The sequence below is a fragment of the Ruegeria sp. ABF4_144 genome (genome assembly GCF_056160045.1).
The window spans coordinates 3044213-3070129 of the sequence record NZ_JBSWWK010000001.1 but is presented as its reverse complement, the minus strand read 5'-3'; the positions used below and the strand labels follow the sequence as shown (position 1 = coordinate 3070129).

Annotated in this window: 28 protein-coding genes and 1 pseudogene; 20 read left to right on the top strand and 9 right to left on the bottom strand. The window is 60.2% G+C overall.

All coding sequences use genetic code 11. The features are described from left to right. Positions 1-6: 6 nt before the first annotated feature. The 8 genes from hutI (at position 7) to ACXAGD_RS15340 (ending at position 7299) form a co-directional block, all read left to right on the top strand. Positions 7-1215, top strand: coding sequence for an imidazolonepropionase (hutI, locus tag ACXAGD_RS15375; protein WP_475211733.1), 1209 nt, complete (start codon positions 7-9; stop codon positions 1213-1215). Continuing rightward, positions 1212-2741: a histidine ammonia-lyase gene (gene hutH / locus ACXAGD_RS15370; protein ID WP_475211731.1), complete on the top strand. Its 1530-nt coding sequence runs from the start codon at positions 1212-1214 to the stop codon at positions 2739-2741. Before hutI ends, hutH begins: the two co-directional genes overlap by 4 nt. Beyond that, positions 2741-3538, top strand: a complete 798-nt coding sequence (gene hutG, locus ACXAGD_RS15365) for an N-formylglutamate deformylase (RefSeq protein WP_475211730.1) — start codon at positions 2741-2743, stop codon at positions 3536-3538. Before hutH ends, hutG begins: the two co-directional genes overlap by 1 nt. Continuing rightward, positions 3535-5217, top strand: a complete 1683-nt coding sequence (gene hutU / locus ACXAGD_RS15360) for a urocanate hydratase (RefSeq protein WP_475211728.1) — start codon at positions 3535-3537, stop codon at positions 5215-5217. Before hutG ends, hutU begins: the two co-directional genes overlap by 4 nt. A 70-nt stretch (positions 5218-5287) precedes the next feature. Continuing rightward, on the top strand, positions 5288-6166 hold the full coding sequence (gene serB / locus ACXAGD_RS15355; RefSeq protein ID WP_475211727.1) for a phosphoserine phosphatase SerB: 879 nt from the start codon (positions 5288-5290) through the stop codon (positions 6164-6166). A gap of 45 nt (positions 6167-6211) precedes the next feature. Further along, positions 6212-6541, top strand: a complete 330-nt coding sequence (locus ACXAGD_RS15350; protein ID WP_475211725.1) for an ArsR/SmtB family transcription factor — start codon at positions 6212-6214, stop codon at positions 6539-6541. Continuing rightward, positions 6529-6954, top strand: a complete 426-nt coding sequence (locus tag ACXAGD_RS15345; RefSeq protein ID WP_475211723.1) for an SRPBCC family protein — start codon at positions 6529-6531, stop codon at positions 6952-6954. Before ACXAGD_RS15350 ends, ACXAGD_RS15345 begins: the two co-directional genes overlap by 13 nt. A 24-nt stretch (positions 6955-6978) precedes the next feature. Next, on the top strand, positions 6979-7299 hold the full coding sequence (locus ACXAGD_RS15340; protein ID WP_475211722.1) for a YciI family protein: 321 nt from the start codon (positions 6979-6981) through the stop codon (positions 7297-7299). A 3-nt stretch (positions 7300-7302) separates the two neighbouring features. Here ACXAGD_RS15340 and ACXAGD_RS15335 read toward each other — a convergent pair whose 3' ends face one another. Continuing rightward, the gene (locus tag ACXAGD_RS15335; protein ID WP_475211721.1) at positions 7303-8301 is read right to left on the bottom strand and encodes an asparaginase; all 999 of its coding nucleotides are present in this window, start codon (positions 8299-8301) and stop codon (positions 7303-7305) included. 178 nt (positions 8302-8479) lie between these two features. Here ACXAGD_RS15335 and ACXAGD_RS15330 point away from each other — a divergent pair, with 178 nt between their 5' ends. From ACXAGD_RS15330 to ACXAGD_RS15310, 5 genes are all read left to right on the top strand, one after another. Next, positions 8480-9013: an invasion associated locus B family protein gene (locus tag ACXAGD_RS15330; RefSeq protein WP_475211720.1), complete on the top strand. Its 534-nt coding sequence runs from the start codon at positions 8480-8482 to the stop codon at positions 9011-9013. 158 nt (positions 9014-9171) lie between these two features. Then, a complete protein-coding gene (locus ACXAGD_RS15325; protein ID WP_475211719.1) occupies positions 9172-9339 on the top strand; it encodes a hypothetical protein in 168 nt (55 codons plus the stop codon). A 130-nt stretch (positions 9340-9469) separates the two neighbouring features. Beyond that, complete coding sequence (locus tag ACXAGD_RS15320; RefSeq protein WP_475211718.1) at positions 9470-9847, top strand: lysozyme inhibitor LprI family protein; 378 nt, start codon at positions 9470-9472, stop codon at positions 9845-9847. A 79-nt stretch (positions 9848-9926) separates the two neighbouring features. Next, a complete protein-coding gene (rlmN, locus tag ACXAGD_RS15315; RefSeq protein WP_475211717.1) occupies positions 9927-11114 on the top strand; it encodes a dual-specificity RNA methyltransferase RlmN in 1188 nt (395 codons plus the stop codon). Positions 11115-11375: 261 nt separating this feature from the next. After that, positions 11376-11975 (top strand): cytochrome P460 family protein, encoded by a 600-nt coding sequence (locus ACXAGD_RS15310; protein ID WP_475211716.1) that lies wholly within the window; start codon positions 11376-11378, stop codon positions 11973-11975. A 3-nt stretch (positions 11976-11978) separates the two neighbouring features. Here ACXAGD_RS15310 and ACXAGD_RS15305 read toward each other — a convergent pair whose 3' ends face one another. The 3 genes from ACXAGD_RS15305 to ACXAGD_RS15295 form a co-directional block, all read right to left on the bottom strand. Beyond that, on the bottom strand, positions 11979-13637 hold the full coding sequence (locus ACXAGD_RS15305) for a U32 family peptidase (protein ID WP_475211715.1): 1659 nt from the start codon (positions 13635-13637) through the stop codon (positions 11979-11981). Positions 13638-13700: 63 nt separating this feature from the next. Continuing rightward, on the bottom strand, positions 13701-14039 hold the full coding sequence (locus ACXAGD_RS15300; RefSeq protein ID WP_170328048.1) for a chaperone modulator CbpM: 339 nt from the start codon (positions 14037-14039) through the stop codon (positions 13701-13703). Continuing rightward, positions 14036-14953: a DnaJ C-terminal domain-containing protein gene (locus ACXAGD_RS15295; protein WP_475211714.1), complete on the bottom strand. Its 918-nt coding sequence runs from the start codon at positions 14951-14953 to the stop codon at positions 14036-14038. Before ACXAGD_RS15295 ends, ACXAGD_RS15300 begins: the two co-directional genes overlap by 4 nt. A 145-nt stretch (positions 14954-15098) precedes the next feature. Between ACXAGD_RS15295 and ACXAGD_RS15290 the strand changes: the two genes are divergently transcribed. Then, positions 15099-15482, top strand: a complete 384-nt coding sequence (locus ACXAGD_RS15290; protein ID WP_170329562.1) for a hypothetical protein — start codon at positions 15099-15101, stop codon at positions 15480-15482. Here ACXAGD_RS15290 and ACXAGD_RS15285 read toward each other — a convergent pair whose 3' ends face one another. Continuing rightward, a complete protein-coding gene (locus tag ACXAGD_RS15285) occupies positions 15483-16580 on the bottom strand; it encodes a cystathionine gamma-lyase (protein WP_475211712.1) in 1098 nt (365 codons plus the stop codon). A gap of 3 nt (positions 16581-16583) precedes the next feature. After that, positions 16584-17426, bottom strand: coding sequence for an LOG family protein (locus tag ACXAGD_RS15280; protein WP_475211711.1), 843 nt, complete (start codon positions 17424-17426; stop codon positions 16584-16586). A 79-nt stretch (positions 17427-17505) separates the two neighbouring features. On the opposite strand from ACXAGD_RS15280, the gene ACXAGD_RS15275 reads away from it, so the two are divergent. Continuing rightward, entirely contained in the window at positions 17506-18423 is a 918-nt protein-coding gene (locus ACXAGD_RS15275; protein WP_475211709.1) for a threonine/serine dehydratase, read from the top strand. A gap of 108 nt (positions 18424-18531) precedes the next feature. Beyond that, positions 18532-19359 carry a 2,3,4,5-tetrahydropyridine-2,6-dicarboxylate N-succinyltransferase gene (gene dapD, locus ACXAGD_RS15270; protein ID WP_475211708.1) on the top strand — a complete coding sequence of 276 codons (828 nt, stop codon included), beginning with the start codon at positions 18532-18534 and terminating at the stop codon, positions 19357-19359. A gap of 76 nt (positions 19360-19435) precedes the next feature. Here the strand turns inward: dapD and ACXAGD_RS15265 are convergent, their stop codons facing one another. Then, complete coding sequence (locus tag ACXAGD_RS15265; RefSeq protein ID WP_475211706.1) at positions 19436-19771, bottom strand: cupin domain-containing protein; 336 nt, start codon at positions 19769-19771, stop codon at positions 19436-19438. Positions 19772-19877: 106 nt separating this feature from the next. On the opposite strand from ACXAGD_RS15265, the gene ACXAGD_RS15260 reads away from it, so the two are divergent. Beyond that, positions 19878-20222 carry a hypothetical protein gene (locus ACXAGD_RS15260; RefSeq protein ID WP_170328148.1) on the top strand — a complete coding sequence of 115 codons (345 nt, stop codon included), beginning with the start codon at positions 19878-19880 and terminating at the stop codon, positions 20220-20222. A 42-nt stretch (positions 20223-20264) separates the two neighbouring features. Here ACXAGD_RS15260 and ACXAGD_RS15255 read toward each other — a convergent pair whose 3' ends face one another. Further along, positions 20265-21323 carry a transporter substrate-binding domain-containing protein gene (locus ACXAGD_RS15255; protein ID WP_475211704.1) on the bottom strand — a complete coding sequence of 353 codons (1059 nt, stop codon included), beginning with the start codon at positions 21321-21323 and terminating at the stop codon, positions 20265-20267. 199 nt (positions 21324-21522) lie between these two features. Between ACXAGD_RS15255 and dapE the strand changes: the two genes are divergently transcribed. From dapE to rnr, 3 genes and pseudogenes are all read left to right on the top strand, one after another. Then, positions 21523-22662, top strand: coding sequence for a succinyl-diaminopimelate desuccinylase (gene dapE / locus ACXAGD_RS15250; RefSeq protein ID WP_475211703.1), 1140 nt, complete (start codon positions 21523-21525; stop codon positions 22660-22662). Between the two features lie 3 nt (positions 22663-22665). Next, on the top strand, positions 22666-23241 hold the full coding sequence (locus ACXAGD_RS15245; RefSeq protein WP_475211702.1) for a TIGR04282 family arsenosugar biosynthesis glycosyltransferase: 576 nt from the start codon (positions 22666-22668) through the stop codon (positions 23239-23241). 47 nt (positions 23242-23288) lie between these two features. Next, positions 23289-25492 (top strand): annotated as a pseudogene (gene rnr, locus ACXAGD_RS15240) (ribonuclease R). Here rnr and ACXAGD_RS15235 read toward each other — a convergent pair. Next, positions 25483-25869 (bottom strand): DUF1801 domain-containing protein, encoded by a 387-nt coding sequence (locus ACXAGD_RS15235; protein WP_475211701.1) that lies wholly within the window; start codon positions 25867-25869, stop codon positions 25483-25485. The pseudogene rnr and the gene ACXAGD_RS15235 overlap by 10 nt on opposite strands. Positions 25870-25917: the final 48 nt, after the last annotated feature.

The following is a 25917-nucleotide window of genomic DNA, read 5'->3' as shown; positions in this document are numbered from 1 at the left end:
ATCGCCATGACCCAAAAAATGGTCTTTGCCAGCGCCGCGATGGCGACAATGTCGGCGGGTGACGCGCCCTATGGCCTCAACCCGGATGCGGCCATAGCTGTTGACGGAACAGAGATTGTTTGGGCCGGTGATCGCGCGGCGTTACCGGCCGAATATGTCGATTGGTTGGTTAAAGATTTCGGTGCACGCCTGATTACACCGACCCTGATTGATGCACATACCCACGTAGTGTTCGGCGGCAACCGCGCAACAGAGTTCGAAATGCGTTTGAACGGCGCCTCATACGAGGAAATCGCCCGCGCGGGAGGCGGTATCTTGTCCACGGTCAACGCTACACGGTCCGCAACCGAAGAGGACTTGCTGACCGACGCTTTGACTCGAGTGGATGCGCTGATCGCCGAGGGTGTGTGCACCATAGAGGTCAAGTCGGGCTACGGGCTCGACATGGACACCGAACTGAAGATGCTGCGCGTGGCCCGCCGGATCGGCGAGGTTCGCCCGGTGCGGGTAAAAACCAGTTTTCTGGGCGCCCATGCGGTGCCACCCGAATATGCTGACCGGGCCGATGATTACATCCACAAAGTCTGCATCCCGACCCTGCGCACGGCCCATGCCGAGGGGCTGGTGGATGCGGTGGACGGGTTCTGCGAAGGCATCGCCTTCACCCCCGCCCAGATCGCTCAGGTTTTCGACGTGGCGCAAGAGCTCGGCCTGCCGGTGAAACTGCACGCCGAACAATTGTCCAATCTGGGCGGGGCGCGGCTGGCGGCCGCGTACGGGGCGTTGTCTGTCGATCATATCGAATATCTGGACGCAGAGGGCGTGAAAGCCATGGCCGAGGCGGACACCGCAGCGGTGCTGCTGCCGGGCGCGTTCTACACGCTGCGCGAAACGCAGATGCCTCCGGTCGATCTGCTGCGTCAACATCAGGTTCCGATGGCTCTGGCGACTGATTGCAACCCCGGGTCGTCGCCGCTGACCTCACTGTTGCTGACGATGAATATGGGCTGCACATTGTTCCGCCTGACCCCCGAGGAGGCTTTGGCCGGGGTCACCCGCAATGCAGCGCGCGCTTTGGGGATCACCGATACTGGCATGATCGCGCCGGGCCAGCGGGCAGATCTGGCAGTCTGGAACGTCGCCCATCCGGCCGAGCTGTCTTATCGCGTTGGCTTCAACCCATTGCACAAACGGATTTTCGGAGGGCGGGTATGACGGTCCTGTCTTTGCAACCCGGTCAGGTGACACTGGCGCAGTTGACCCAGGTCTATTGGGATCAAACCGCAGTCGTGTTGGATCACGGGTGCAAACCCGCTGTTGAGGCGGCGGCTCAGCGTATTGAGGCGGTAGCGCAGGGCGAGGTTGCGGTCTATGGCGTCAACACAGGCTTTGGCAAGCTCGCCAGCCATAAGATCGCGCCGCAGGACACCTCGACCCTGCAGCGTAACCTGATCCTCAGCCATTGTTGTGGTGTTGGTCCTGCCGTTCCCCGCCGCGTGGCGCGGTTGATGATGACGCTCAAGCTGTTGTCGTTCGGCCGCGGTGCCTCGGGCGTGCGGTGGGAGTTGGTCGAACTTCTGCAGCAGATGCTGGCCCGTGGCGTGACACCGGTGATCCCAGCGCAGGGCTCTGTCGGCGCGTCAGGCGATCTGGCGCCGCTGGCGCACATGACCGCAGTGATCATCGGAGAAGGCGAGGCCGAAGTGAATGGCGATATCCTGCCGGGCACCGAAGCACTAAAAATCGCTGGTTTAGAGCCAATTCAGCTTGGTCCAAAGGAAGGATTGGCCTTCATCAACGGCACCCAGTTTTCAACCGCATTCGCATTGGCGGGTCTGTTCGAAGCCTGGCGCGCGGCACAAAGTGCGCTCGTCATTTCGGCCCTGTCGACCGATGCGATCATGGGGTCCACCGCGCCTCTGAGGTCAGAAATCCATACTCTGCGCGGCCATCGTGGTCAGACCGAAGCCGCAAGTGCCATGCGTGTTGTGTTGGAAGGATCAGAAATCCGGGAAAGTCATCGGGAAGGCGATACCCGCGTGCAGGACCCGTATTGCATCCGCTGTCAGCCGCAGGTCACTGGGGCAGCCATGGATGTGATGCGTCAGGCAGCCGCAACGCTTGAGATCGAAGCCAACGCCGCCACCGACAACCCATTGGTTCTGGAAGATGGGATCGTCTCGGGCGGTAATTTCCATGCCGAACCCGTGGGTTTTGCCGCCGACATGATCGCGCTGGCACTGTCCGAAATCGGCGCCATCGCCCAGCGGCGTGTTGCGCTGATGGTGGACCCGGCGCTCAGCTTTGACTTGCCGCCCTTCCTGACGCCTGATCCCGGGCTGAATTCCGGCCTGATGATCGCCGAGGTGACTACTGCTGCACTGATGAGCGAGAACAAGCATCTGGCCAACCCCTGCGTGACCGACAGCACTCCGACATCGGCCAATCAGGAGGATCACGTTTCGATGGCCGCCCACGGCGCGCGGCGTCTGTCCCGGATGGTTGAAAATTTGACATATATTCTGGGGGTCGAACTGCTCTGTGCGGCGCAAGGGGTCGAGTTTCGCGCTCCGCTTAGCACCAGCACCCCGTTGCAGCAGGTGATCGCCCGCTTACGGGCGGACATTCCCGCGCTGGCAGAGGATCGCTACCTGGCGCCGGAATTAGAAGCCGCAAAACTGCTGGTAGCCGACAGCGCAATCCTTCGCGCGGTAGGCACATCTATGCCGGAACTGACGTGATGCAGGTATTCAGCTTACAACGTGGGGACAGTCCGATTGTTTTGGGTCAGCCTCATGGCGGGACGCTAGTGCCGGATGACATCGCTGCGCGTATGAACGACACCGGGCGCGCGCTGGCGGACACGGATTGGCACATAAACAGGCTCTATGAAGGGCTCTTGCCCGATGCCACCGTGGTTCAATCCCATGTCCACCGTTATGTGATTGATGCGAATCGTGATCCCGAGGGGGTGTCGCTGTATCCGGGTCAGAACACAACGACGCTGGTGCCTTTGACCGATTTCGACGGGCAGCCGATCTGGCGCGACGGGCAGGAGCCTTCGGCGGAGGAAATCGACCAGCGGCGGCAGGCCTACCACGCGCCCTATCACGCGGCGCTTTCCGGAGAGTTGCAGCGCGTCCGCGACTGTCATGGGGTGGCGGTTCTGTTCGACTGCCATTCGATCCGCAGCCGCATTCCGTATCTTTTCGATGGCACGTTGCCGGATATGAATATTGGAACGGATGGTGGCGCGACCTGCGCATCGGAAATAGAGTCTATTACAGACGAATTTGCGAGTTCCTCGCCCTATAGCACCGTTCTGAACGGTCGGTTTCGGGGGGGATGGACCACGCGCCACTATGGCCGCCCGGCCGACGGGATACACGCCATCCAGATGGAGTTGTCCCAATCCACCTATTTGACCTCAGAGGCTGCCCCTTGGCGCTATGACGCCGCCAAGGCCGACCATCTGCGCCGCTGGCTGCGCGATGTTCTGGACGCCATCCAAGACACTGCATTGGAGCTTACGCCATGACCGACCCTCGCAAGAATACTCGCGATATCTATCCGCCGACCGGCCCCGAACTGAATGCCAAAAGCTGGGTGACCGAGGCTCCGCTGAGGATGCTGATGAACAACCTGCACCCCGACGTGGCCGAAAACCCGCATGAGTTGGTGGTCTATGGTGGCATCGGACGTGCAGCGCGTACTTGGAAGGATTTCGACACTATTGTTGCTGGTTTGAAGGATTTGGAAGAGGACGAGACCTTGATCGTCCAGTCCGGCAAACCCGTTGCGATCATCCGCACGCATAGGGACGCGCCGCGCGTGCTAATCGCGAACTCGAACCTTGTGCCCCATTGGGCGACCTGGGATCATTTCAATGAACTCGATAAAAAGGGCCTGATGATGTACGGCCAGATGACTGCTGGCTCATGGATTTATATCGGCACGCAGGGCATCGTTCAGGGCACCTATGAGACCTTCGCTGAGGCTGGTCGTCAGCACTATGGCGGTGACCTGACCGGCAAATGGATTCTGACCGGGGGTTTGGGCGGCATGGGCGGCGCGCAGCCGCTGGCCGCTGTGTTTGCTGGCGCGTGCTGTTTGGCCGTCGAGTGCAACCCCGACAGCATCGATTTCCGCCTGCGGACAAAATACCTCGACGAAAAGGCTGAGACGCTGGATGAGGCTCTGGCGATGATCGACCGCTGGACCAAAGCGGGTGAGGCGAAATCGGTGGGCCTGCTGGGCAATGCCGCCGAGATATTCCCCGAAATTTATCGCCGCATGGCCGAGGGAGGGACGCGTCCCGATATCGTTACGGACCAGACCAGTGCACACGACCCGATCAACGGCTATCTGCCGCTGGGTTGGACCATGGCGCAGTGGCGCGAGAAGCGCGAAACAGACCCTAAAGCAGTGGAAAAGGCCGCACGTGCCTCGATGAAACAGCATGTCGCTGCGATGGTTGATTTTTGGAATGCCGGCGTTCCAACGCTGGACTACGGCAACAATATCCGGCAGGTGGCACAGGATGAGGGGCTTGAGAACGCCTTTGCCTTCCCTGGTTTCGTGCCTGCCTATATCCGTCCTCTGTTCTGCAAAGGGATTGGCCCGTTCCGCTGGTGCGCCCTGTCTGGCGACCCCGAGGACATCTACAAAACAGACGCCAAGATGAAGGAACTGTTCCCGGAGAACGACCATCTACACCGTTGGCTTGATATGGCGCGAGAGCGGATTGCGTTTCAGGGCCTGCCCGCGCGTATCTGCTGGATCGGTTTAGGAGATCGCCACCGCGCCGGGTTGGCCTTCAATGAGATGGTCGCCAATGGAGAGTTGAAAGCGCCGGTCGTTATCGGCCGCGACCATCTGGACAGCGGTTCGGTCGCCAGCCCCAACCGTGAAACCGAGGCGATGCTGGATGGCTCGGACGCGGTGTCCGACTGGCCATTGCTGAATGCGCTGATCAACACGGCGAGCGGCGCGACCTGGGTGTCTCTGCATCACGGCGGCGGGGTCGGCATGGGGTTCAGCCAGCACGCGGGCGTGGTGATCTGCGCTGACGGAACCGAAGATGCCGCCCGGCGGCTGGAGCGGGTCCTGTGGAACGATCCGGCCTCCGGCGTGTGGCGCCATGCGGATGCAGGGTATGACATCGCAAAGGACTGCGCCCGCGAACATGGACTGCGCCTGCCCGGTATCCTGGGGTAGGCGCGACAAAGGTCTCTGGTGAATTGGCTGCTCCTGCGATATGCGCAGAAGAGCCTGCAGGAGACCGACCATGTACGTAGCCACTCTGTTGACGAACCCAAACACGCCAAAGCTGGACGAGGCTCTGGTCGAGGCGCTTTGCAATGCGTGGGGTGGGGAAGAACCGGTCTGGCTGAGTGAGAACGAGGCGGCCGAGTTCAGGTTCCCGGCTGTATCCGACAATCAATGGAAGGTCTGGGCCGAGCTGCAGCTGTTGGAGGTCGATCTGATTGTGCAGCCGCTGGGCAAGCGTCGCAAACTGATGCTGCTGGCGGATATGGACAGCACCATGATCCTGCAGGAATGTATTGACGAGTTGGCCGATGAGGCCGGCGTTGGCGACCGGGTCAAAGAGATCACCGCGCGGGCAATGAATGGCGAGCTGGATTTCGAAGGTGCCCTGATCGAACGCGTCGGCCTGCTGAAAGGGTTGGACGAATCGGTGATCGACAAGGTGCTTGAGGAACGCATAACGCTGATGCCAGGCGGGGCGGAGCTGGTTGCCACCATGCGCATGAATGGCGGCTATGCGGCTCTGGTCTCGGGCGGGTTCACAGCTTTTACCGCGAAGGTGGCCGAGCAGTTGGGCTTTGACGAAAACCGTGCCAACACGCTGCTGACTGAGAACGGCAAGCTGACCGGCGATGTGCAGCGCCCGATTCTGGGCAAGCAGGCCAAAGTGGATGCGCTGGAGCAGATCACCAAACGGCTGGGTTTGTCCGAGGCTGACGTGCTGGCCGTGGGCGATGGCGCCAACGATTTGGGCATGTTGGGCCGGGCCGGAACAGGGGTGGCGCTGCACGCCAAGCCCTCGGTTGCGCGGCAATGTGACATTCGAGTCAACTACGGGGATCTGACGGCGCTGTTGTATCTGCAGGGCTATTCCCGCGCGGCCTTTGCCATGGTTTGACAGCAGGGGCTTCCCTTTATTTAACAAAAATGTTAAACAGTGGTCATGAACACACTTCTGACCGCCTTCTCAGCCCTGTCCGATGCCACCCGATTCTCGATCGTCGAGCAGTTGATGCAGGATGGCGAACTGCCCGTTGGTGACCTGATTGAAGGGCGCGGCATGTCCGGTGCTGCGATCTCGCGCCATCTGAAACTGTTGCGAGAGGCTGGTTTGGTGCAGCAGCGGGTACAGGGCAGCCAGCGGATGTATTCCATCCAGCCCGAGGGGCTGCGGGCGATTGCCGAATGGACCATCTCGAAACGGCAATTCTGGGAAGGCAGCCTCGACCGTTTGAACGACTTGATCGAAAGGGAAAACTCATGGCCGACCTGAAACTGGAACGTGAGTTCCCCACAACTCCGGAAAACCTGTTCGCTTGGATCAGCGATGGCGCAAAGCTGTTGCAGTGGTGGGGGCCGGAAGGGATGCATGTGCCCGAGCATGACCTGGATTTCTCGCGTCTTGGGCCGTGGTATTCGGTCATGCAGAATGCCGAGGGTCAGCAATACAAGGTCTCGGGGCAAGTCACCCATTTCGATGCACCCAACTCGGTGGGGTTCACATGGGGTTGGCATGACGATCAGGACAAGCGCGGCGCCGAAAGCCATGTGACGCTGACCGTCGAACCGGCGGGCGAGGGCGCGCGACTGATCCTGGATCACCGCGATCTGGGCGATGATGAGATTGCAGCCAACCACAACCAAGGTTGGACATCGTCGTTGCGCAAGCTCGAGGCGCAATTTTAAAAAATTCATCAGGGAGGAAGAGAAATGCCCCAATTTCTATTTGTGTATCACGGCGGTCATACCCCAACCGATCCCGCCGAAATCGAAGCGACCATGGCTGCTTGGGGCGCCTGGTTTCAGAACATGGGCGAGGCGCTGGACATCCCCGGCAACCCGGTGGGTCAGTCTTATACGGTCAGTTCCGGCGGCGTTGTCGACAATGGCGGGGCAAACCCGGCCTCTGGCTTTACCGTGATCAAAGCCGACAGCATCGACGCAGCGACTGAGATGGCCAAGGGCTGCCCCATGGTGGTGAACGGCTCTGGTTCGGTCGAAGTGGCCGAGGTGCATCCGATCGAAATGTGACCCTTAGCCGGGGAATCCCGGCGCAGGACGGATCACGCCGCATTCTATCCCGCGGCGACTGTATTGGATGGCGTTCATGAATTTGCGGGTGGCCGGGTGTTCGGCCTCCAGCACGCCCAGATGGACCAGAATGTTTGCGATGGCGCATTCGCTGGCACGCGTGGTGCCGTCAGTGATCTTCAGCGCCACACCCATGCGTTTTTCCGGAATAATTGCGATGAAAACAGCCTCGGCCCCGGTTTTAATGGCTGCGCGGCCATCCATGGCGCGCATAAGCTCGGTACAGGCGCGGTTTTCACCCGCGACCAGTTCCGGATGCTTGATCATCGCAGCCGTCAACTGCTGCGCCGCATCGCTGGCCCGGTCTGATCGGTCCGCGGCCGAGGCGAACCAGGCCATCGATCGCGCCAGCCCCACAAGCGACGTGGCGAAATTTGGGGCCGAGCAGCCATCGATGCCATAGGCGGGGCTGGTCTCACCGCTGGTTTCTTCAAGCGCAGAAAGGCAGGCTTGCTGCACCGGATGGTCGATTTCCAGATATTCCGGCCCCGCGCCCATATGCTGAGCTACGGTCAAGAACCCACAATGCTTGCCCGAGCAGTTGTTGTGGATCTGGCAGGGCGTATCATCGGCCAGAATCAGCCCGTCGCGCGCGGCCATGTCTTGCGGTTCCTGCGGGCCACAGCGCAAATCGTGCTCGGTCAGACCCAGATGGTCCAGCCAGGCGGTCACGCGGTCGGTATGGATATGCGCGCCGCTATGTGAGGCGCAGGCCAGCGCCAGATGCTCGCTATTCAACCCGTATTTAGCGGCCGCGCCAGAGGTGATCAGAGGCAGCCCCTGAATCATCTTGGCCGAAGATCGGGGGTAGATTGTCACATCCGGGTCACCCCAGCTTTGCACGATCTGGCCGCTGTCATCGCAGATCACCGCATGACCCAGATGCAGGCTTTCCAGCAACGGGCCGCGCCACAGTTCTGTCATTGCTATAGGCTGTGTCATCCGGACCTCCGATTTTATGCGCAAAATTCTGCCAATCGCCCTTTCGCCTGTGGCGAAACCTGCGTTAGTGTGTGTATGTCGACAATCATCGGAATACGCAACTTACAGACGAACCGGCAAGGTGCGCAGGCGTTTCCGATGGGTATGAGGTTTTAGGTCGAGCTAGGAGGCTGGACAGATGGGATCGAAACTCGTCCGCGTGATCGCGGGCCTGTGCGTGGCAGGGATGGCCACAACTGCAATCGCTCAACAGGCGTCCAGCACCAACCGCGTGGCTGCCAAGACGGATTGGAGCGTGTTCGTCGAAGAAGATCCCACGGAATGCTGGAGCGTTGCGACGCCCGACGAAACCGTGAACACACGCGGTGGGCGCGTGGTCTCGGTGCGGCGCAGCGACATCCTGTTGTTCGTGGTTTTCCGCCCCAGTGAAGACGTCGCCGGTCAGGTGTCCTTTACCGGCGGTTACCCGTTTGCGGCCGGGTCTTCGGTCAATGTCCGGATCGACGATCAGGAGTTTGAGTTCATCACCGACGGGGAATGGGCCTGGCCCGCAACCCAAGGTCAGGAACCCAAAGTGATCGCCGCCATGAAAAAAGGCACCGAGGCGGTGCTGACCGCACGATCCGAGCGCGGCACGCAGACCAAAGACACGTTCTCGTTGCTGGGGTTCACAGCAGCACTTGAGGATGCGCAAAAGCGCTGCACGAACTGATCGCCATCGGCAGAAACGACAAAACCCCGTCGTCAGGCGGGGTTTTCTTTTTAGGGCACCACGTTGACGCTACGTCTGCCTGAAAAATTGATCCGTATCAAAGTGAGCCATCGGCTTTTCTGAACTAATCGGTTCAGAAAGAAGGAAGGAGCTTGCCCATGCTGAACAAAACCATTGTCGCCCTCATGATGACCGCTGCCATGTTTTTGAGCGCTTGTGAGAAGGACACCGAAACCTATCCGGTTTCTGGTGAACAATGCGGCCCGGAAGACCCGGTAAAAACGCTGGATGCAGCGGATTGTGATATCCTGCCTACGGGGATCTGAGGGGTTTGATCTGACCCAGCCAGAATGGATTTGGCCGCATCGGCTTGGTCGGTGCGGCCTAACTGTATTTGGGGCCATGGCTAATTGCGTGGTATCGTGGCGCAACATAAGCCTCAGTCGGGAAAAGAAAATGCGCTACGTTTTGCTATTATTGTTGTTGCCATCCACTGCTTTGGCGGACCCGACACTAGAGTGTTCGGACGCGGGATCGCAGGTTGAAATCGGCGCTTGCGTTGGCGAGGCAGAGGACCGCGTCGCGATGGCCTTACAGGAAAGCTACGGCTTTGCCATGCAGGCCGCAGCCGAGCTGGACGAGGTTACCGGGCGGGTGGCGGCTCAGCCTGCGCTTGAGGCCGCGCAAACGGCCTGGGAAAGCTACAGGGATGCACAATGCGAGGCCATCGGCGCCTCATACGGCGGTGGGTCAGGAACAGGAATCGCAATCACCGCATGCCGGGTTGATCTGGGGCGTGCCCGTGTTGATGAATTGCTGCGCTTTGCCGATTGATCGATACGATTCCTTTTGATCTTTGCGGATGTTCCTATATAGAGGCGCATCCCAAGCCAGAATCCGTTGAGATAGCCACATGTCGCCCAAAGCGCCGATCACTCAAGACGTCATGACCATCCCCCGCAAGCTGCCCGAGGGGAAGATTAACCTTGTCGGCCTGACCCGCGACCAGCTGCGCGAGGTTCTGATCGAACACGGCACGCCGGAAAAGCAGGCCAAGATGCGGACCGGCCAGATCTGGCAGTGGATTTATCAATGGGGCGTGCGCGACTTTGCCGAGATGACCAACCTGGCCAAAGCCTATCGGGGGCAACTGGCCGAGAATTTCGTGATCGAAATCCCCGAGGTTGTGACACGTCAGGTGTCCGAGGATGGCACCCGCAAATACCTGTGCCGCATCGCCGGCGGGCATGAGGTCGAGGTGGTCTACATCCCCGAAGAGGATCGCGGCACGCTGTGTATCTCGTCTCAGGTTGGCTGCACGCTGACATGTTCCTTCTGCCATACGGGTACACAGAAACTGGTGCGCAACCTGACGGCAGCCGAGATTGTCGGCCAAGTGATGATGGCGCGTGATGATCTTGAGGAATGGCCGGTGCCTGGTGCGCCCAAGGACGAAACGCGGCTGCTGTCCAACATCGTACTGATGGGCATGGGTGAGCCGCTCTATAACTTCGAAAACGTTCGTGATGCGATGAAGATCGCTATGGACCCCGAGGGGATATCCCTGTCGCGCCGTCGCATCACCCTGTCGACCTCGGGCGTTGTGCCTGAGATTGCGCGTACGGCCGAAGAAATTGGCTGTCTGCTGGCGATCTCGTTCCACGCCACCACGGATGAAACCCGCGACGTGCTGGTGCCGATCAATAAACGTTGGAACATCGAAGAGCTGCTACAGGCTTTGGCCAGCTACCCCAAAGCTTCGAATTCCGAACGGATCACGTTCGAATATGTGATGCTGGATGGCGTGAACGACAGCGATGAGGACGCACATCGCCTGATCGACCACATCAAGCGCCACAACATCCCGGCCAAGATCAACCTGATCCCATTCAACGAATGGCCCGGCGCGCCGTACAAGCGCAGCTCGAACAACCGAATCCGGGCCTTTGCGAACATCATCTATCAGGCTGGCTATGCTTCACCGATCCGCAAAACCCGCGGCGAAGATATCATGGCGGCTTGTGGTCAGCTGAAATCGGCCACCGAGCGCGCGCGCAAGTCACGCAAGCAGATTGCGGCCGAAGCCGGGCTGCAAAGCTGATCCATTCGATTGTATCCCAGTGAGCGACAATAAATTAATGTTCGCCCCGCTGTCCTTTGAATGCAATATTTGATATGTTTGAGCCGTTAAGGCGGGATGGGCGCATTTCACTCTTGCGCACAAAGCGGTGAAAGCCGCCGTCCTGTCGTGGCGTGTTTGTTCAGGGCCGCTATCTTATTTGATGCATGACCAGCGGCGTTCAGGCGAACCTTTTAAACCAGGTAGGCCATCCCTATGTTGTTACGATTAAAACGAGTTTTTTTGATTTCCCTTTCAGCGTTGGCGATTTCGGGCGTTTCCGCCACCCAGTCCGCTGCCCAATCCCCCGGCGAAGATGCGCATATTGCCATCGAAAACCCGGCGGATTTGTCCAAGGACGAGGCGCTGCAGATCTACAAGTCGCTGCAGCGGCGCATGGCGCGCGGGTACCAGGCCGCGCAGATGGATCAGTTGCTGAACTACCAAAGCTGGCCACTGTTCAATGATGCGCCCTATATCTCGGCCACTCATGGCCAGCGTTTCGTGAACAGCTATGCCAATCGCATGGCACATAATTACGGAACCCTGCAGGAGGGCGAAAAGCTGCCCAAGGGCTCGGTCTTGGCCAAGGATAGCGTGACTGTCACGGACGAGGGCAACATCCATCCCGGCGCCCTTTTCGTGATGGAGAAACTGGCCAAGGGCGACAGCCCTGAAACGGCCGATTGGCGCTATATCATGGTACTGCCGGACGGGTCTTTGTTCGGTGACACGATGGGGTTCCGCGCCTCAGCGGTTGCCTATTGCCATGATTGCCACGCGGCAGTTGCGGACCGGGATTACACCTTCTTTGTTCCCGAAGACTACATCGCCGGGAACTGAGCCTCACACGGCCTCGTCGGGCAGTTTCAGCGCTGTGGCTTCGCGGCGGCTGAGTTGTTCGCCCTGTTTGCGTTTCGACAGCACCTCGCGGGCCAATGCGTATTTCTCATCCTGCCAGAAGATCAAGCAACCGTTGCAGCCTTTGCCGCAGCAGCCCTCGGTTCCGATCCGGTTGGTCTTGAAGCGGCGTTCGTTGCCATCCTCGCCGATCTTTTCGACCAGCTCGTCCCGACGACGCTCATAAGCTTTCGGGTTGTCACGGCCCGAGGTCTCAAGCCCTTGCACCAGTTTGTCAAAGCGGATGCGGCTCCAGTGTTCGTCGGTCAGGGCGCGTTCCTTGCGCAGCACGGAATAGATCGGGAAGCGGGCGCGCAGGTCGTCGATGTCTTCGTGATCGAACAGGGTGAAGGGCAGGCGGATGACGGTTTTCGTGCTGCCATGCACCACATCCAACCTTTTGCCGTCATGGGCGCGTTCGAAATCATAGACCCGCAGCAGAACCGTCTCACGCGAGATGGGCGAGACGAAATCCAGCACGTCGCCCGGTTCCAGCTTGTTCTTCACCTCGACCAGAAACGCGTCTTCGGTCACTTCGGTGACGATCCCGGCATATTCCCATTGGGCGATGGATGCCGTGTGCTCGTAATCATGGGAATAGTTGGTCAGGCGACCCTCGTGGAAGGCCAGCGTATAGCCGCGATTCCCGACTGTTTCGAGTTCGCGCATATACGGCTTTGGATCCCAGTTCTCGGGGTCCGCGTGATAGTCATCGATGGCCATGCGGTAAGCGCGCGCGACGATGGCAGCATAATATTCTGACTTGCCGCGCCCTTCGACTTTTAGACTGTCGACCCCGATCTTCAGGTATTCGTCCAGTTTCGACATGATGCACAGATCGCGGGAATTCAGGATGTATGATCCCCGATCATCCTCTTCGATGGGCATCAGGTCACCGGGGCGGCAGCCTTCTTCCAACAGGAACTCGAACAGGTCGGCGTTTTCCTCGGTGATGCGGAGTTCCTGATGCGTGCCGTCCTTGAGGCGCAGCTTAAGTCCATAGTTCCAGCGGCAGGAATTGGCGCAATTGCCCTGATTGGCCCCTCGCTCGGCCATGAAGTTCGACAGCAGGCAGCGGCCCGAATAGGTCATGCACATGGCACCGTGGACAAAGGCCTCAAGCTTGATGTCCGGGCATTTCTCACGGATTTCCACCAGTTCAGGGTACGAGACCTCACGCGCCAAAACCACCAGTTCGGCCCCCTGATCCTGCCAGAATTTCACCGAAAGCCAGGAACAGATATTGGCCTGGGTCGAGATATGCAGCGGCAATTCCGGTGCGCGTTCGCGCACATATTGAAACACTCCGGGGTCGGCGATGATCAGCCCGTCGGGCTTCACCTTGCGGACCGTATCGATGTATTCGTCCAGCTTCGGAATGTCCTTGTTGTGCGAGAACAGGTTCAACGTCAGATAGGCGCGCCGCCCATGTTGGTGGCAGAACTCGACCCCTTCGATCACCTCTTCCAGCGAGAACTCGGATTTCGTGCGCAGCGACATGTCAGGCGTACCCAGATACACCGCGTCCGCCCCATACAGGATGGCGAGTTTCAGCTTGCGCAGACTGCCCGCAGGCATCAGCAATTCGGATCTGGACTGGGTCATGGAAATACCGGGCTTTGGATCAAGGGGGCCTTTTACGGCAAACGCCCCGAGTCCAAAAGCCCGTTATCTGCGACGGAACCGCGCTGTGCCGATGACCTCGATCAGTTGTTTGCGGACGGGGTCGGGTTGCGCCTCGACCGCATTCAGAACCTCACGCAGTTCGGCGCGCAACCCGTGCATCTGGTCGATCAGAGAGATCATCATCGACAGCGCATCCGGCTCCATCTCGTACTGATCGTGTAGCTCGCAAGCCAGTTCCAGACGGGCGACGTCGAGGCTGTGGTAGACCAGCCCCTCATCCGTTTGTTCGGGGATCACGATCTCGGCGGCCAGGTATTCGGTTAGCCGGGCCGAGGTCAGGCGGGTGACGGTTGCGATCAGTTGCTCTTCGGTCAGGCTCATGACGACATTCCTTTGCGCGGATCATAGCTATGATTTTCACGCCATGTCTCCATAAACTGCTTCAACTCGTCGTCGATCTGGTCGGGCATCGTGACGGTCAGTTCGATCAACTGATCGCCGCGTTCGGTCGAACCGCGCTTTTTAACCCCCTTGCCGCGCAGGCGCAGGGTTTTGCCGCTGCTTGTGCCTGCCGGGACGCTGACATTGACGCCGCCGTCGATGGTGGGAGCGGGCACCTTGCCGCCTAAAACAGCCTCATCAATCGTGATCGGCAGGGTGATGTGGATGTCGTCGCCCTGACGGTCAAAGACCGGGTGTTTCGCAACCGAGACCGTGACCAGCGCGTCGCCCGGCGGCCCCTCACCAAAGCCCGGATCACCTTTGCCGCGCAGGCGGATGGTCTGGCCGTCGGTGATGCCTGCGGGGATTTTCACCTCGATCCGGTCGCCATTGGGCAGGGTCAGTTTCTGGCTGGCCCCGAACACCGCATCCAGAAAGCTGATCTGCAGGCTGTAGGCGCGATTGTGTCCTGGTGCATGGAACTCTTGCGTGCGTTGGCCATAGCCACCTCGACCACGCATGAACTCGGCGAAGATGTCCGACATATCGTCCGGGTCCGCCGCCCGTCCGCGATAAGGGTTTCCTGCGGCCTCGGAGTATTCTCGGTAATATTGCTGTTGAGGGCGTTCCTGACCCGAAGCGTCGATCTCACCCCGGTCGTATTGCCCCCGCTTTTCCGGGTCTTTCAGAAGGTCATAGGCGGCCGCGGCGGCCTTGAACTTGGCTTCTGCCTCAGCGTCACCGGGTTTCAAATCGGGGTGACACTCCTTGGCGATGCGCCGATAGGCCTTTTTGATCTCGGCATCGCTGGCGTCTTTGGTGACGCCAAGGGCGGAATAGGGATCGTCGCTCATCTCACCTCTCGCAGGTCGGGCGGAACAGGATGGTTTTATCATGCGTTTTCAAGGGGGCAAAAGGAAGAGGCTTTTGAAACCGCTCGCAAAATCCCGCAGGTCTGTTAACATATGCATGTTTCGATTTTTTTTGACGGAGACGCACATGACGCGCAGACTCAAGTCCATCCTGGCCCTGCTGGCCGGGAATGCCATCGGGTTGTTGATTGCTGCGATTTTGCTGCCGGAGTTTGCGATCCGGCCGATCTCATTCATCGTGGTTGTGATCGTCTTTACGCTGGTGCAGTGGATCGCCGAGCCGCTGATCCTGAAGCTGGGTGAAAAGAAAGCACCTGCTTTGAAGGGTGGGATTGCGCTGATCGTGACCTTCGTGGGCTTGCTGGTGACCGATCTGGTGACCAATGGGCTGACGATTGGCGGGATTTCCAACCTACTGGCCGCAACGCTGCTTGTCTGGCTGGGTGCGTTGATCGGCAGCATCGTGTTGCCGATCTACGTGTTCACCGAGTTGCGCGAACCCAAAAAGTAATCACAGCGCGTTCAGGCTGGCCTCAATCGTGTGCCACAGTTCTTCCACCGGTTCACATCCGACCGACAGGCGGATGAACGCAGGGTCGACGTCGTCGCCCCACCGCGCGCGGCGCTCGGCAGAACTGTGGACACCGCCGAAGGATGTGGCGGGCCGCAGCATCGGGCAGGTGTTGATGAAGGTCTCGGCCTTTTCTTCGTTCTCCAGCGTGATTGAGAGCAGAAACCCGAACCGCGTGGTTTGGGCTTTGGCCAATGTATGCGCAGGGTCATTGGGCAGGCCGGGATATCGGATGTGTTTCACAGCCGGGTGCTGCGCCAGCCGTTCAGCGAGCACCTGCGCCGAGCTACACATCCGGTCAAAGCGCACGTCCAGCGTTTCCAACCCGCGATGCAGCAGCCAGGCCTCATGTGGGCCGGGGATCGCGCCGGACACGCGCCGCCATTCTTCAACCCGCTCCATGATCTGCGAGTTGCGACTGGCTACGTGACCCATCAGCAGGTCGGAATGCCCGCCCATGGCCTTGGTGTCTGAGGCCACCACAACATCGATGCCCATATCCAGCGGGCGCTGGCCCAGCGGCGTCAGGGTCGTATTGTCTGCTATCGTGATACCACCCGCCGCGCGCACGGCTGAGGCGATGGCTTGCAGGTCCATCATGTCCAGCCCGGGATTCGAAGGACTTTCCAAGAAAACAACATCAAACCCGTCAAACCCGCCTTCGGCGAAGGTGGTCGTCGGGCGTTCGGTGACCGAAACTCCCAGCCCGGACAGAAACCGGTCGGCAAGTACGCGCGTGACGTAATACCCATCCGACGGGATCAGAAGGCGCGATCCGGCTTTGAGGGTCGCGAACAACGTCGCCGAGATCGCCCCCATGCCCGACGGGAAGGTCAGGCAGGGCGCGTCCTCCAGATGGGCAAGAACGTGTTCCAGATGCTGCCATGTGGGGTTGTCGACACGTCCATAGGTGGGCAGGCCATCCGGCGAACCGGGCAGATGGTACATGCTGCTCTGGGTAAGCGGCAGCGCCACCGGCTCGCCCGCGTTTAGCGCATTGCCGCGCAGATGCAGCATCTCTCCGGTCTTCGGCGCCATCCCTCAGCGCCCCGGGATTTCGTCGCGGGGCGGGGCAGGTTCCCAATTTTTGATGATCTCGACCGCCTCTTGCGCAGTGTCGACAAAGCGGAACAGGTCGAGGTCTTCGTCCGAGATCGTGCCCGCATCGGCCAGCGCCTCCCAATTGATGACCTTTTCCCAGAATTCGCGACCGAACAGCAGAAAGGGCACGCGTTCCATCCGGCCGGTTTGGATCAGGGTCAGGGATTCGAACAGCTCATCCATGGTGCCGAAACCGCCGGGGAAGATGGTGATGGCACGGGCGCGCATCAGGAAATGCATCTTGCGGATGGCGAAGTAATGGAAGTTGAAGCTGAGGTCTGGGGTCACAAACTCGTTCGGTGCCTGCTCATGCGGCAGCACGATGTTCAGGCCGATCGAGCAGCCGCCTGCATCCTGCGCGCCGCGGTTGCCGGCCTCCATCACTCCGGGGCCACCGCCAGTGACGATGACGTTTTCGCGGCAGCCGGTTTCGTTCGATTTCTCGGTCATCAACCGGGCGAATTCGCGCGCCTCGTCATAGTACTCCGACAGGTTGGCCAAGGTCTGGGTCCGTGCCGTGTGTTTCTGAGATGGCTCGGGAATGCGCGCGCCGCCGAACATGACGATGGTCGAGGTGATCTCGCGCTCGGTCATGATCATCTCGGGTTTCAGCAATTCCAGCTGCAGGCGCACCGGTCGCAGCTCATCCCGACACAGGAAATCGTCATCGGCAAAGGCAAGGCGATAGGCGGGTGAGCGTGTTTGCGGCGTGTCCGGCACCTCGCTCGCGGTCGAGCGGTCGGTTTGCGCGTCGCGGAAGGGGCTCAGGCGGTCTTCTCTCATGGGTGATCTATCCCTGCTTGCGTGTTCGTAAAACAGCTATAGGGTTCGCGGCCAGAGCGCCAGTCACGGAAGAACAACAATGAAATGGAAGAGTGAAATTTCAGCAGCTGCCGAGCGGATCACCGGATATGCGCAGGTGACGCCGGTGATGGAGAGCCGGGCCTTGGGGCTGGGTTACCCGGTCGAGATGAAGCTGGAGCACCTGCAGCATACGGGCAGTTTCAAGGCGCGCGGGGCGTTCAACACGCTGCTGAGCCTGGATGTGCCTGACGCGGGCGTTGTCGCTGCATCCGGCGGTAATCATGGTGCGGCTGCGGCTTATGCGGCGCGGTCCTTGGGCTATCCGGCGAAAATCTTCGTTCCGGAAATCGCGGGGCCGTCCAAAATTGCTCTGATCGAACAGACCGGTGCCAATCTGAGCGTGGTGCCGGGCGAATATGCCAACGCGCTGACCGGCGCGCAGCAACACGAAGAGGCGACGGGCGCGATGCAAATCCACGCCTACGACGCGCCCGGCACTGTCGCCGGGCAGGGTACCTGCTTTGCCGAGTGGGAGGCGCAGGGCCTGCGGGCCGATACCGTATTGATCGCCGTCGGCGGCGGTGGCTTGATCGCCGGGGCGTTGGCCTGGCTCCAAGGCGCGCGCAAGGTTGTGGCGGTAGAACCCGAAACCTCCTGCGCGCTGAATGCGGCTTTGCAGGCGGGTGAACCGGTGGATGTCACCGTCTCGGGCATCGCCGCCAATGCGCTGGGCGCGCGGCGAATTGGCTCAATCTGCTTCGGTCTGGCGCGGGGTGTGACTTCCGTTCTGGTCAGGGATGAGGCCATCGCGGAAGCCCAGCAACGTCTTTGGCAATCACATCGAATCCTTGTGGAACCGGCCGGTGCGACGGCGTTGGCCGCGCTGCTATCAGGGGCTTACCAGCCGGAACCGGATGAGCGCGTAGCGGTGCTGATCTGCGGCGGCAACATCTCTCCGGATCCGCTGGGCGCCTAAAACCGCAGCAAACAGCCGCAAAGCGCGCGTTCAGCGTCGCATTGCGGCCAGTCCTTCGCTTGCGTATAGGCAACACCAACGTGAACAGATTCTGCAGGGAGCCCATACATGTCCAACGCGCAACTGGAAGCCGCCATCGAAGCCGCCTGGGAGGCGCGCGACACCATCACCCCCGCCACTACCGGCGAGACCCGTGAAGCGATCGAAGATACGCTAAACGCGCTGGACAGCGGCTCGCTGCGCGTTGCCAAAAAGCTGGAAAGCGGTGATTGGCACGTGAACCAGTGGGCCAAGAAAGCGGTTCTGCTGGGATTCCGTATCAAGGATATGGAAATCCAGAACGGCGGTCCTCAGGCTGGTGGCTGGTGGGACAAGGTGGACAGCAAGTTCGCCGGTTGGGGTGAAAACCAGTGGCAGGCCGCCGGCTTCCGCGCGGTTCCGAACTGTGTGGTCCGCAAGTCGGCCTTTATCGCGCCGGGCGTGGTGCTGATGCCGTCTTTTGTGAATCTGGGTGCCTATGTTGACGAAGGCACCATGGTTGATACCTGGGCCACCGTGGGTTCGTGCGCGCAGATCGGCAAGAACGTGCACCTGTCCGGCGGCGTTGGTATCGGCGGCGTGCTGGAGCCGATGCAGGCTGGTCCGACCATCATCGAGGACAACTGCTTTATCGGTGCACGCTCCGAAGTGGTCGAAGGTTGCATCGTCCGCGAAGGCTCGGTTCTGGGCATGGGCGTGTTCATCGGCAAGTCGACCAAGATCGTCGACCGTGAGACCGGTGAGGTCATGTATGGCGAAGTGCCGCCCTATTCGGTTGTTGTTGCCGGTTCGATGCCGTCCAAAAACAATGTCAGCCTGTACTGCGCCGTGATCGTAAAGCGGGTGGACGAGAAGACCCGTTCGAAAACCGGGATCAACGAACTGCTGCGCGACTGATCGGACTGCAGATCAAACCAGAGGCCGCGGCGCAATGCTGCGGCCTTTTTGTTTACCCTTTGATCGGATAGCTTGTTTACCCTTTGACCGGATAGCGGTCGGGTTCCTCAAACACGTCGATCACTCGCGATCCAGCCTTGATCTTGCCGCCATGTTCAACGCCGGAGGGGATCGAATAGCTGTCGCCGGGACGATAGGTTTTGGTTTCATCCCCGATGGTCAGTTCCACCTCACCTTCGATCACCGTGCCCCATTGTGCCTTGTGTGAATGCGCGGGCAGTTCGAAATCCTTGAGAAAGGTGAAGAAGGCCACCAACCCCGCATCCGACCGGATCACCGCTGATTGCACCACGTCCTCGGGGAAGGGTACGTCAAGGCTGGGAAAGTCGGTGATGAATTCAGGATAGGGCATTGGGGCATCCTTTGCGGTCTGTGTCCTGGCACTATGAAGGCGAAGCTGCAGTCCTGCAATTCCCGACTGCTTGACCGTGGGCGGGCGCACGGCTATGGCCCCCACCATGGAAAAGCAAAAGAAACCCTCTCGTCAGCAGGTCTATACCCTGCTTGTGCAGATCGGCCGCAAGGATGGCGACGGCCTGCCTGAAGGCGCGACCGGGGCGGCGCTGATGTGTTTCGCCAGCGGTGTGGACGAGGCCGAGGCCGTGCGTGAGACCGTGGCCATTCTGAAACAAGCTGATACCGCTCCGCTGGATGTCACCGGCTATGGCACCCTTGCCGAGCGCGAGGCGCAGGGCCATGACATCGATCCCGACGAGCGGGCGCTGATGCAGCGGGCTTTGGATGAAAACGCAGTGATTGTCGCGCAGATGACGCCGTTCTTTGGCGATGAGGAACAGGCCTAAGGCTGAGTTCAATTGGTTTTTTCTGTGAAAACCTAAAGCGCCTTAGTTCCGCACCCCGAACCACTTGCGGTAAACCTCGTCATAGGTGCCGTCTTCGCGCAGCGACAACAGCGCTTGGTTGACCTCTTCGACCAGCGGTGAGCCGGTGGGGAATGCGATCCCATAGCTTTCACGCAGAAAGATGCCGCCGGTCATTGTGGCGATCCGGCGCCCTTCGTGCGAGGCATAGTAGGACAGGATCGGCGCATCAAAAACTGCGGCGTCCAGATCCTTGGCTTCGAAGGCGGCTAGCATCTCATCAAGCCCGGAATACCCGACAAACTCAATCTCGCGCCGGTTCAGGAAGTTTGCGGCGGTGGAATCCGTGATTGTACCCACCTGCTTGCCATACAGGTCATTGACAGAATTCACGCTGCCGCTGATCGCATCCACCGTCATCACCGAGGTGATGCGCGCCGTGAATACCGACACGATGAACAGGGACGAGACTACCAGGACCACACCCAGCAGGCGGCCAAACGGGGTGCGGGGCATTCGTTCCTCGAACCCGCCATTTACCACCAGGTTCAGCGCCCACCAGAAGGACGGGAACCATGCCTCGTTCAGCTTGCGGTCGAAATAGGGCTGCGAGCGGCGTTCGAACGTCCACATCAACATGCCGCCGCCCAACAAAAGGGCAAAGGCCAGACCGATGGCGATGAATAGCTCACGCGACAGCAGCGCATGTAGCAGCGACGGTTGGCGTGCGGCCTCGGACGGAACCATGATCTGCAGCCCGGCCTCGAAAATCGGCTGGCTGAAATCCATCTGAGTCTCACGTGCGGCGGTGATCGAGATGTTAGCGATGGCCAGATCGGCCGACCCGTCCTGTACCGCGCCCAGCATCTCGCTGAATGACCCGACCCGGTCGACCGAATACTCCCAGTTCAGCTTTTCGGCCAGCGCTTCGAGCAGGTCCATGGAAAACCCGGTCTGGGCCCCGTCTTCAACATAGGAAAACGGAGGGCGGGTCACCGTGGTGACATCCAGCGTCTGTGCCCGGCTTTGCTGTGCAAGGATGGCAAAGGTCAGGCAGACCAATGCGAAAAGCGCGCGTATCATCTCTACATCACCTGTTTCGCGGGGCTCTAACGCAGTTTTGAACGGTGCAGCAAGGTGGTCGCGGGGTAAAGACCTGTGTTTTGTTGGGGTGTCAAAGCGAAACGCTTGGAAAAAAGCCGCCTGATTTGCGCGGGCGGGGGTTGGCAAATGGCGCAATTCGTTGAATCTGTGCGCGCAAACGAACCTAAGAGGGCCAACTATGACTGATCCGGTAGAATTGACAGCGGCCCTGACCCGTTGCCCATCGGTCACACCCGAGGAAGGTGGAGCCCTGGTTCTTTTGGAACAACTCCTGTCCGATGCGGGCTTCGATTGCACCCGCGTGGATCGCGGCGGCATCAGCAACCTTTTCGCGCGCTGGGGCGAAAAGGGCCACGCACGCAGCTTTGGGTTCAATGGGCACACCGATGTGGTTCCAATTGGGGATGAGGCCGCCTGGACCATGCGGCCCTTTGGTGCTGAAATCCGCGATGGCGTGATGTACGGGCGCGGCACGACCGACATGAAGTCCGGCGTGGCGGCCTTTGCGGCAGCTGCGGTTGATTTCGTGCGTAACACGCCGCCTGATGGCGCTGTGATCCTGACCATTACCGGCGATGAAGAGGCGGATGCGCTGGACGGCACCACAGCGCTGCTGGACTACATGGCCGAAGCGGATGAGAAGATGTCGGTTTGTCTGGTGGGTGAGCCGACTTGCCCTAACACAATGGGCGAGATGATGAAGATCGGCCGCCGGGGCTCGATGACCGCGTGGTTCACCGTGACCGGCGTGCAGGGCCATTCGGCCTATCCGCATCGGGCCAAAAACCCGCTTCCCGCGATGGCGCGGCTTATGGACCGCTTGGCCAGTCATGAACTGGATCGGGGTTCGGACCACTTTGATGCTTCGACGTTGGCTGTTGTGAATATCGACACGGGCAACGAAGCGACCAACGTGATCCCGGCGCAATGCAGCGGGGCAGTGAATATCCGCTTCAACGATCTGCACTCGGGTGCAAGCCTCAGCGAATGGCTGCGGACCGAGGCGCAAAACGTGGCCGAAGCCTATGGCGTTGAGGTTGGCGTACGCATTAAAATTTCGGGCGAGAGCTTCCTGACCCCGCCTGGCCCGCTGTCAGAACTGGTGGCGCAGGCGGTTGAGGCGGAAACCGGTATCAGGCCCGAGATGTCCACGACCGGCGGTACCTCTGATGCGCGGTTCGTAAAGAACCATTGCCCGGTGGTCGAGTTTGGTTTGGTCGGTCGCACCATGCATCAGGTGGATGAATGCGTTGAGGTGGCTCAGATCGAACAGCTCAAGGCGATCTACACGCGCATCCTGCGGGACTATTTTGCCTGAGTGATGCTGCGCACTCTGGTCATCATGGTAAAAGAACCGCGCCCGGGCCGGGTGAAAACACGGCTGGGCCGTGATATCGGCATGGTTGGCGCGGCGTGGTGGTTCCGGCACCAGACACGGTCGCTGATCCGTCGACTGCGCGACCCACGATGGCAGATCGTGTTGGCGGTGTCCCCTGATCGTGAAGGGCTGACCAGCCGTACCTGGCCTGTAGATCTGCCACGCGCGGCACAGGGACATGGGGATCTGGGCGACCGGATGGGGCGAATGCTGCGCGGCATGCCGAACGGGCCGGTCTGTCTGATCGGCGCGGATATTCCCGGCATCACGCGTGGGCACATTGCTCAGGCGTTCAAGGCTTTGGGCCGAGACCAGATGGTCTTCGGCCCCGCGCCAGACGGAGGCTACTGGCTGGTCGGAGCGCAAAGATACGGTGCGCTGCCGCTGAGTCTGTTCCGTGATGTGCGTTGGTCGACCGAGCACGCTTTGGCTGACACGATGGCCTCTGTTCCCGGCACGCGCGTGGCCTTGTTGGACCAGTTGCGCGATGTCGACACCGTTGCCGATCTGAAACCCTGACCCTTTTTAGTCATGACGCCGTCGCACCGTCATGCTAGGCCGGAATTATGACTCGCATCCCCACCAAGCAAGAGGTCCTCGACTGGATCTCGGCGAACCCCACCCTGACTTCGAAACGCGATATCGCCAAGGCCTTTGGCATCAAGGGCGCGGACCGGATTGACCTGAAGCGTATCCTCAAGGAACTTGAGGCCGAAGGGCATCTGGAAAAGCGCAAGCGCAGCTATCGCGACCCGGATCGCCTGCCGCCGGTCAGCGTGTTGCAGGTGAAAGCGCCGAACGCGGACGGTGATCTGTTTGCACGTCCGCTGGAGTGGCACGGCGAAGGGGTCGAGCCCATAGTGCTGCTGATCACGCGCGCCAGTGATCCGGCGCTGGGCGAGGGCGATCGCATTCTGGCCCGTCTAACCGTGGTGCATGAAGAGGATCACAATTATGAGGCCCGCCTGATCCGCCGCATCGGAACCAACCCGCGCAAGATTGTCGGCATCTTTCGCAAAGGGGCCGAGGGCGGGCGGATCGTGCCCATCGACAAGACCGGCCAGACTGAATGGTTGGTCCATGATGGCGCTGTTCTGGGGGCCAAGGATGGTGAGTTGGTCGAGGCCGAACAGGCCGGACCAAAGAACCGTATGGGCCTGCCCCGCGCACGCATCGTGGAACGTCTGGGCGACCCGTCTGCACCCAAGGCGGTGTCGCTGATCGCAATTCACCAACACGGCATCCCGGACGATTTCCCGGATAAGGTCATCGCCGAGGCCGACAAGGCCAAACCCGTCGGCCTAAAGGGCCGCGAGGACCTACGTGACATGCCGCTGCTGACCATCGACCCTTCGGATGCACGCGACCATGACGACGCCTGCTATGCCCATGCCGATGACGATCCGAAAAACCCCGGCGGCCATGTGATTTGGGTCGCGATTGCCGACGTCGCCGCTTATGTGCAACCCGGCACCGCGCTGGATCGTGAGGCGCGCAAGCGGGGCAATTCCAGCTACTTCCCTGACAGGGTGGTACCTATGCTGCCCGATCGTCTGTCGGGTGACCTGTGTTCGCTGCACGAAGGCGTCCCGCGCGCCTGCATCGCAGTTCGCATGCAGATCGACGCTGACGGCAACAAGATTGGCCACCGATTTGTGCGCGGACTAATGCGCTCTGCGGCCTCGCTGCACTACGCCGAAGTGCAAGAGGCCATCGACGGCAATCCCAATGACCGCACCGGGCCGCTGTTGGAACCTGTGTTAAAACCGCTCTATGCCGCTTATGCCGCTCTGAAAAAGGCGCGGGCTGTTCGGCAGCCGCTGGAACTGGACTTGCCAGAACGCAAGATTGTCCTCAGCGATTCAGGTGAGGTCGAAAGCGTAGCCTTCCGCGACCGGCTGGACGCCCACAAACTGATCGAGGAATTCATGATCCTCGCCAACGTGGCCGCTGCCGAGACGCTGATCGCCAAACGACGCCCATTGTTGTTCCGCGTGCATGAAGAACCCGCGCCCGAGAAACTGGAAAGCCTGCGGGAAACGGCGCAGGCGGCGGGGTTGAACCTTGCAAAAGGGCAGGTGCTGCAAACCCGTCATCTGAACGCGCTGCTGAATGCCGCCGCCGGGACCGAGGATGCCGAGTTGATCAATCTCACGACGCTACGCTCGATGGCGCAGGCCTATTACAACCCCGAGAATTTCGGCCATTTCGGGCTGGCGCTGCGGAACTATGCGCATTTCACCTCGCCCATCAGACGATATGCCGACCTGATCGTACACCGTGCGCTGATCTCGGCACACGGCTGGGGCAAGGACGGTCTGACCGAGGATGAAATTGCCCGTTTGGAGGAAACTGCGACGCATATCTCGGATACCGAACGTCGCTCGATGATGGCGGAACGTGATACGACCGACCGGTATCTGGCCGCCTATCTCAGCGAACGGGTGGGAAATGAGTTTTCGGGGCGGATGGGCTGGTGCCGGTGCGGTCGCTGGGGCGCGAGTTTTTCCATTTTGACCGCGAAGCCGGAACCCTGATGGGATCAGACACCGGGCTGATCATCGCCATCGGCCAACGTGTCACGGTGCGTCTGACCGAGGCCACACCCGTGACAGGTGGACTTGAACTGGAATTGCTGTCTATCGACGATCAGGCTCTGCCCCGGGGGCGTGCTCCGAAAGGGCGGCCAACACGGCGCAAGGCGGTCAGCACCAAACGCAAGAAAGACAAGATCAAACGCAAGGTCGAACGAAAACGCCGTCAGAGGTGATAGGTCAGCGCCCGCGCAATCAGCCATCCGTGGCGCGTGGGATCGATTTGTGCGGGATCGTCAAACAGGACAGCCCGGTTGCCATCGATCTGATCTTCTTCCGGAAAGGCCGAGGTGAAATCGCCCATCAGCCGGCTTTGGCAGTGCACGAACATCGCAAAACGCGCCGATTTATGCGTGCCGATCCGGATCGTGGACCCTTTAGGTGCCAGATAAGCGGGCTGCCCCCAGCGCAGCGCCTCTTGCAGAGGCTGTGCAGTGGGCAAAGACGCGGCGGTCTCAAAGACCAGTTCGCGCAGGATTAGCGCGCCCGTACGGGCCTCTCTCGGCAGGGCATCATATGCATCCGCCACTTTTGGATCGGTAAAAGGTGTCATGTCAGCAGCTTATCCGGTTTGGCCGGTTGCGTCAGAAGTTTCGACCTG

Coding starts and splice junctions, on each gene's coding strand:
- ACXAGD_RS15295 (WP_475211714.1), bottom strand. CDS start 14,953: ATGAGCGACGATCCCTATTCCGCCCTTGGCGTCACCAAAGACGCCAGC.
- hutH (WP_475211731.1), top strand. CDS start 1,212: ATGACGGTCCTGTCTTTGCAACCCGGTCAGGTGACACTGGCGCAGTTG.
- ACXAGD_RS15335 (WP_475211721.1), bottom strand. CDS start 8,301: ATGACACAGCCTATAGCAATGACAGAACTGTGGCGCGGCCCGTTGCTG.
- ACXAGD_RS15305 (WP_475211715.1), bottom strand. CDS start 13,637: ATGACCCAGTCCAGATCCGAATTGCTGATGCCTGCGGGCAGTCTGCGC.
- ACXAGD_RS15345 (WP_475211723.1), top strand. CDS start 6,529: ATGGCCGACCTGAAACTGGAACGTGAGTTCCCCACAACTCCGGAAAAC.
- hutU (WP_475211728.1), top strand. CDS start 3,535: ATGACCGACCCTCGCAAGAATACTCGCGATATCTATCCGCCGACCGGC.
- ACXAGD_RS15280 (WP_475211711.1), bottom strand. CDS start 17,426: ATGAGAGAAGACCGCCTGAGCCCCTTCCGCGACGCGCAAACCGACCGC.
- ACXAGD_RS15325 (WP_475211719.1), top strand. CDS start 9,172: ATGCTGAACAAAACCATTGTCGCCCTCATGATGACCGCTGCCATGTTT.
- serB (WP_475211727.1), top strand. CDS start 5,288: ATGTACGTAGCCACTCTGTTGACGAACCCAAACACGCCAAAGCTGGAC.
- rlmN (WP_475211717.1), top strand. CDS start 9,927: ATGTCGCCCAAAGCGCCGATCACTCAAGACGTCATGACCATCCCCCGC.
- ACXAGD_RS15290 (WP_170329562.1), top strand. CDS start 15,099: ATGACGCGCAGACTCAAGTCCATCCTGGCCCTGCTGGCCGGGAATGCC.
- hutI (WP_475211733.1), top strand. CDS start 7: ATGACCCAAAAAATGGTCTTTGCCAGCGCCGCGATGGCGACAATGTCG.
- ACXAGD_RS15260 (WP_170328148.1), top strand. CDS start 19,878: ATGGAAAAGCAAAAGAAACCCTCTCGTCAGCAGGTCTATACCCTGCTT.
- hutG (WP_475211730.1), top strand. CDS start 2,741: ATGCAGGTATTCAGCTTACAACGTGGGGACAGTCCGATTGTTTTGGGT.
- ACXAGD_RS15330 (WP_475211720.1), top strand. CDS start 8,480: ATGGGATCGAAACTCGTCCGCGTGATCGCGGGCCTGTGCGTGGCAGGG.
- ACXAGD_RS15320 (WP_475211718.1), top strand. CDS start 9,470: ATGCGCTACGTTTTGCTATTATTGTTGTTGCCATCCACTGCTTTGGCG.
- ACXAGD_RS15350 (WP_475211725.1), top strand. CDS start 6,212: ATGAACACACTTCTGACCGCCTTCTCAGCCCTGTCCGATGCCACCCGA.
- ACXAGD_RS15285 (WP_475211712.1), bottom strand. CDS start 16,580: ATGGCGCCGAAGACCGGAGAGATGCTGCATCTGCGCGGCAATGCGCTA.
- dapD (WP_475211708.1), top strand. CDS start 18,532: ATGTCCAACGCGCAACTGGAAGCCGCCATCGAAGCCGCCTGGGAGGCG.
- ACXAGD_RS15265 (WP_475211706.1), bottom strand. CDS start 19,771: ATGCCCTATCCTGAATTCATCACCGACTTTCCCAGCCTTGACGTACCC.
- ACXAGD_RS15255 (WP_475211704.1), bottom strand. CDS start 21,323: ATGATACGCGCGCTTTTCGCATTGGTCTGCCTGACCTTTGCCATCCTT.
- ACXAGD_RS15340 (WP_475211722.1), top strand. CDS start 6,979: ATGCCCCAATTTCTATTTGTGTATCACGGCGGTCATACCCCAACCGAT.
- ACXAGD_RS15300 (WP_170328048.1), bottom strand. CDS start 14,039: ATGAGCCTGACCGAAGAGCAACTGATCGCAACCGTCACCCGCCTGACC.
- ACXAGD_RS15245 (WP_475211702.1), top strand. CDS start 22,666: ATGCTGCGCACTCTGGTCATCATGGTAAAAGAACCGCGCCCGGGCCGG.
- dapE (WP_475211703.1), top strand. CDS start 21,523: ATGACTGATCCGGTAGAATTGACAGCGGCCCTGACCCGTTGCCCATCG.
- ACXAGD_RS15235 (WP_475211701.1), bottom strand. CDS start 25,869: ATGACACCTTTTACCGATCCAAAAGTGGCGGATGCATATGATGCCCTG.
- ACXAGD_RS15275 (WP_475211709.1), top strand. CDS start 17,506: ATGAAATGGAAGAGTGAAATTTCAGCAGCTGCCGAGCGGATCACCGGA.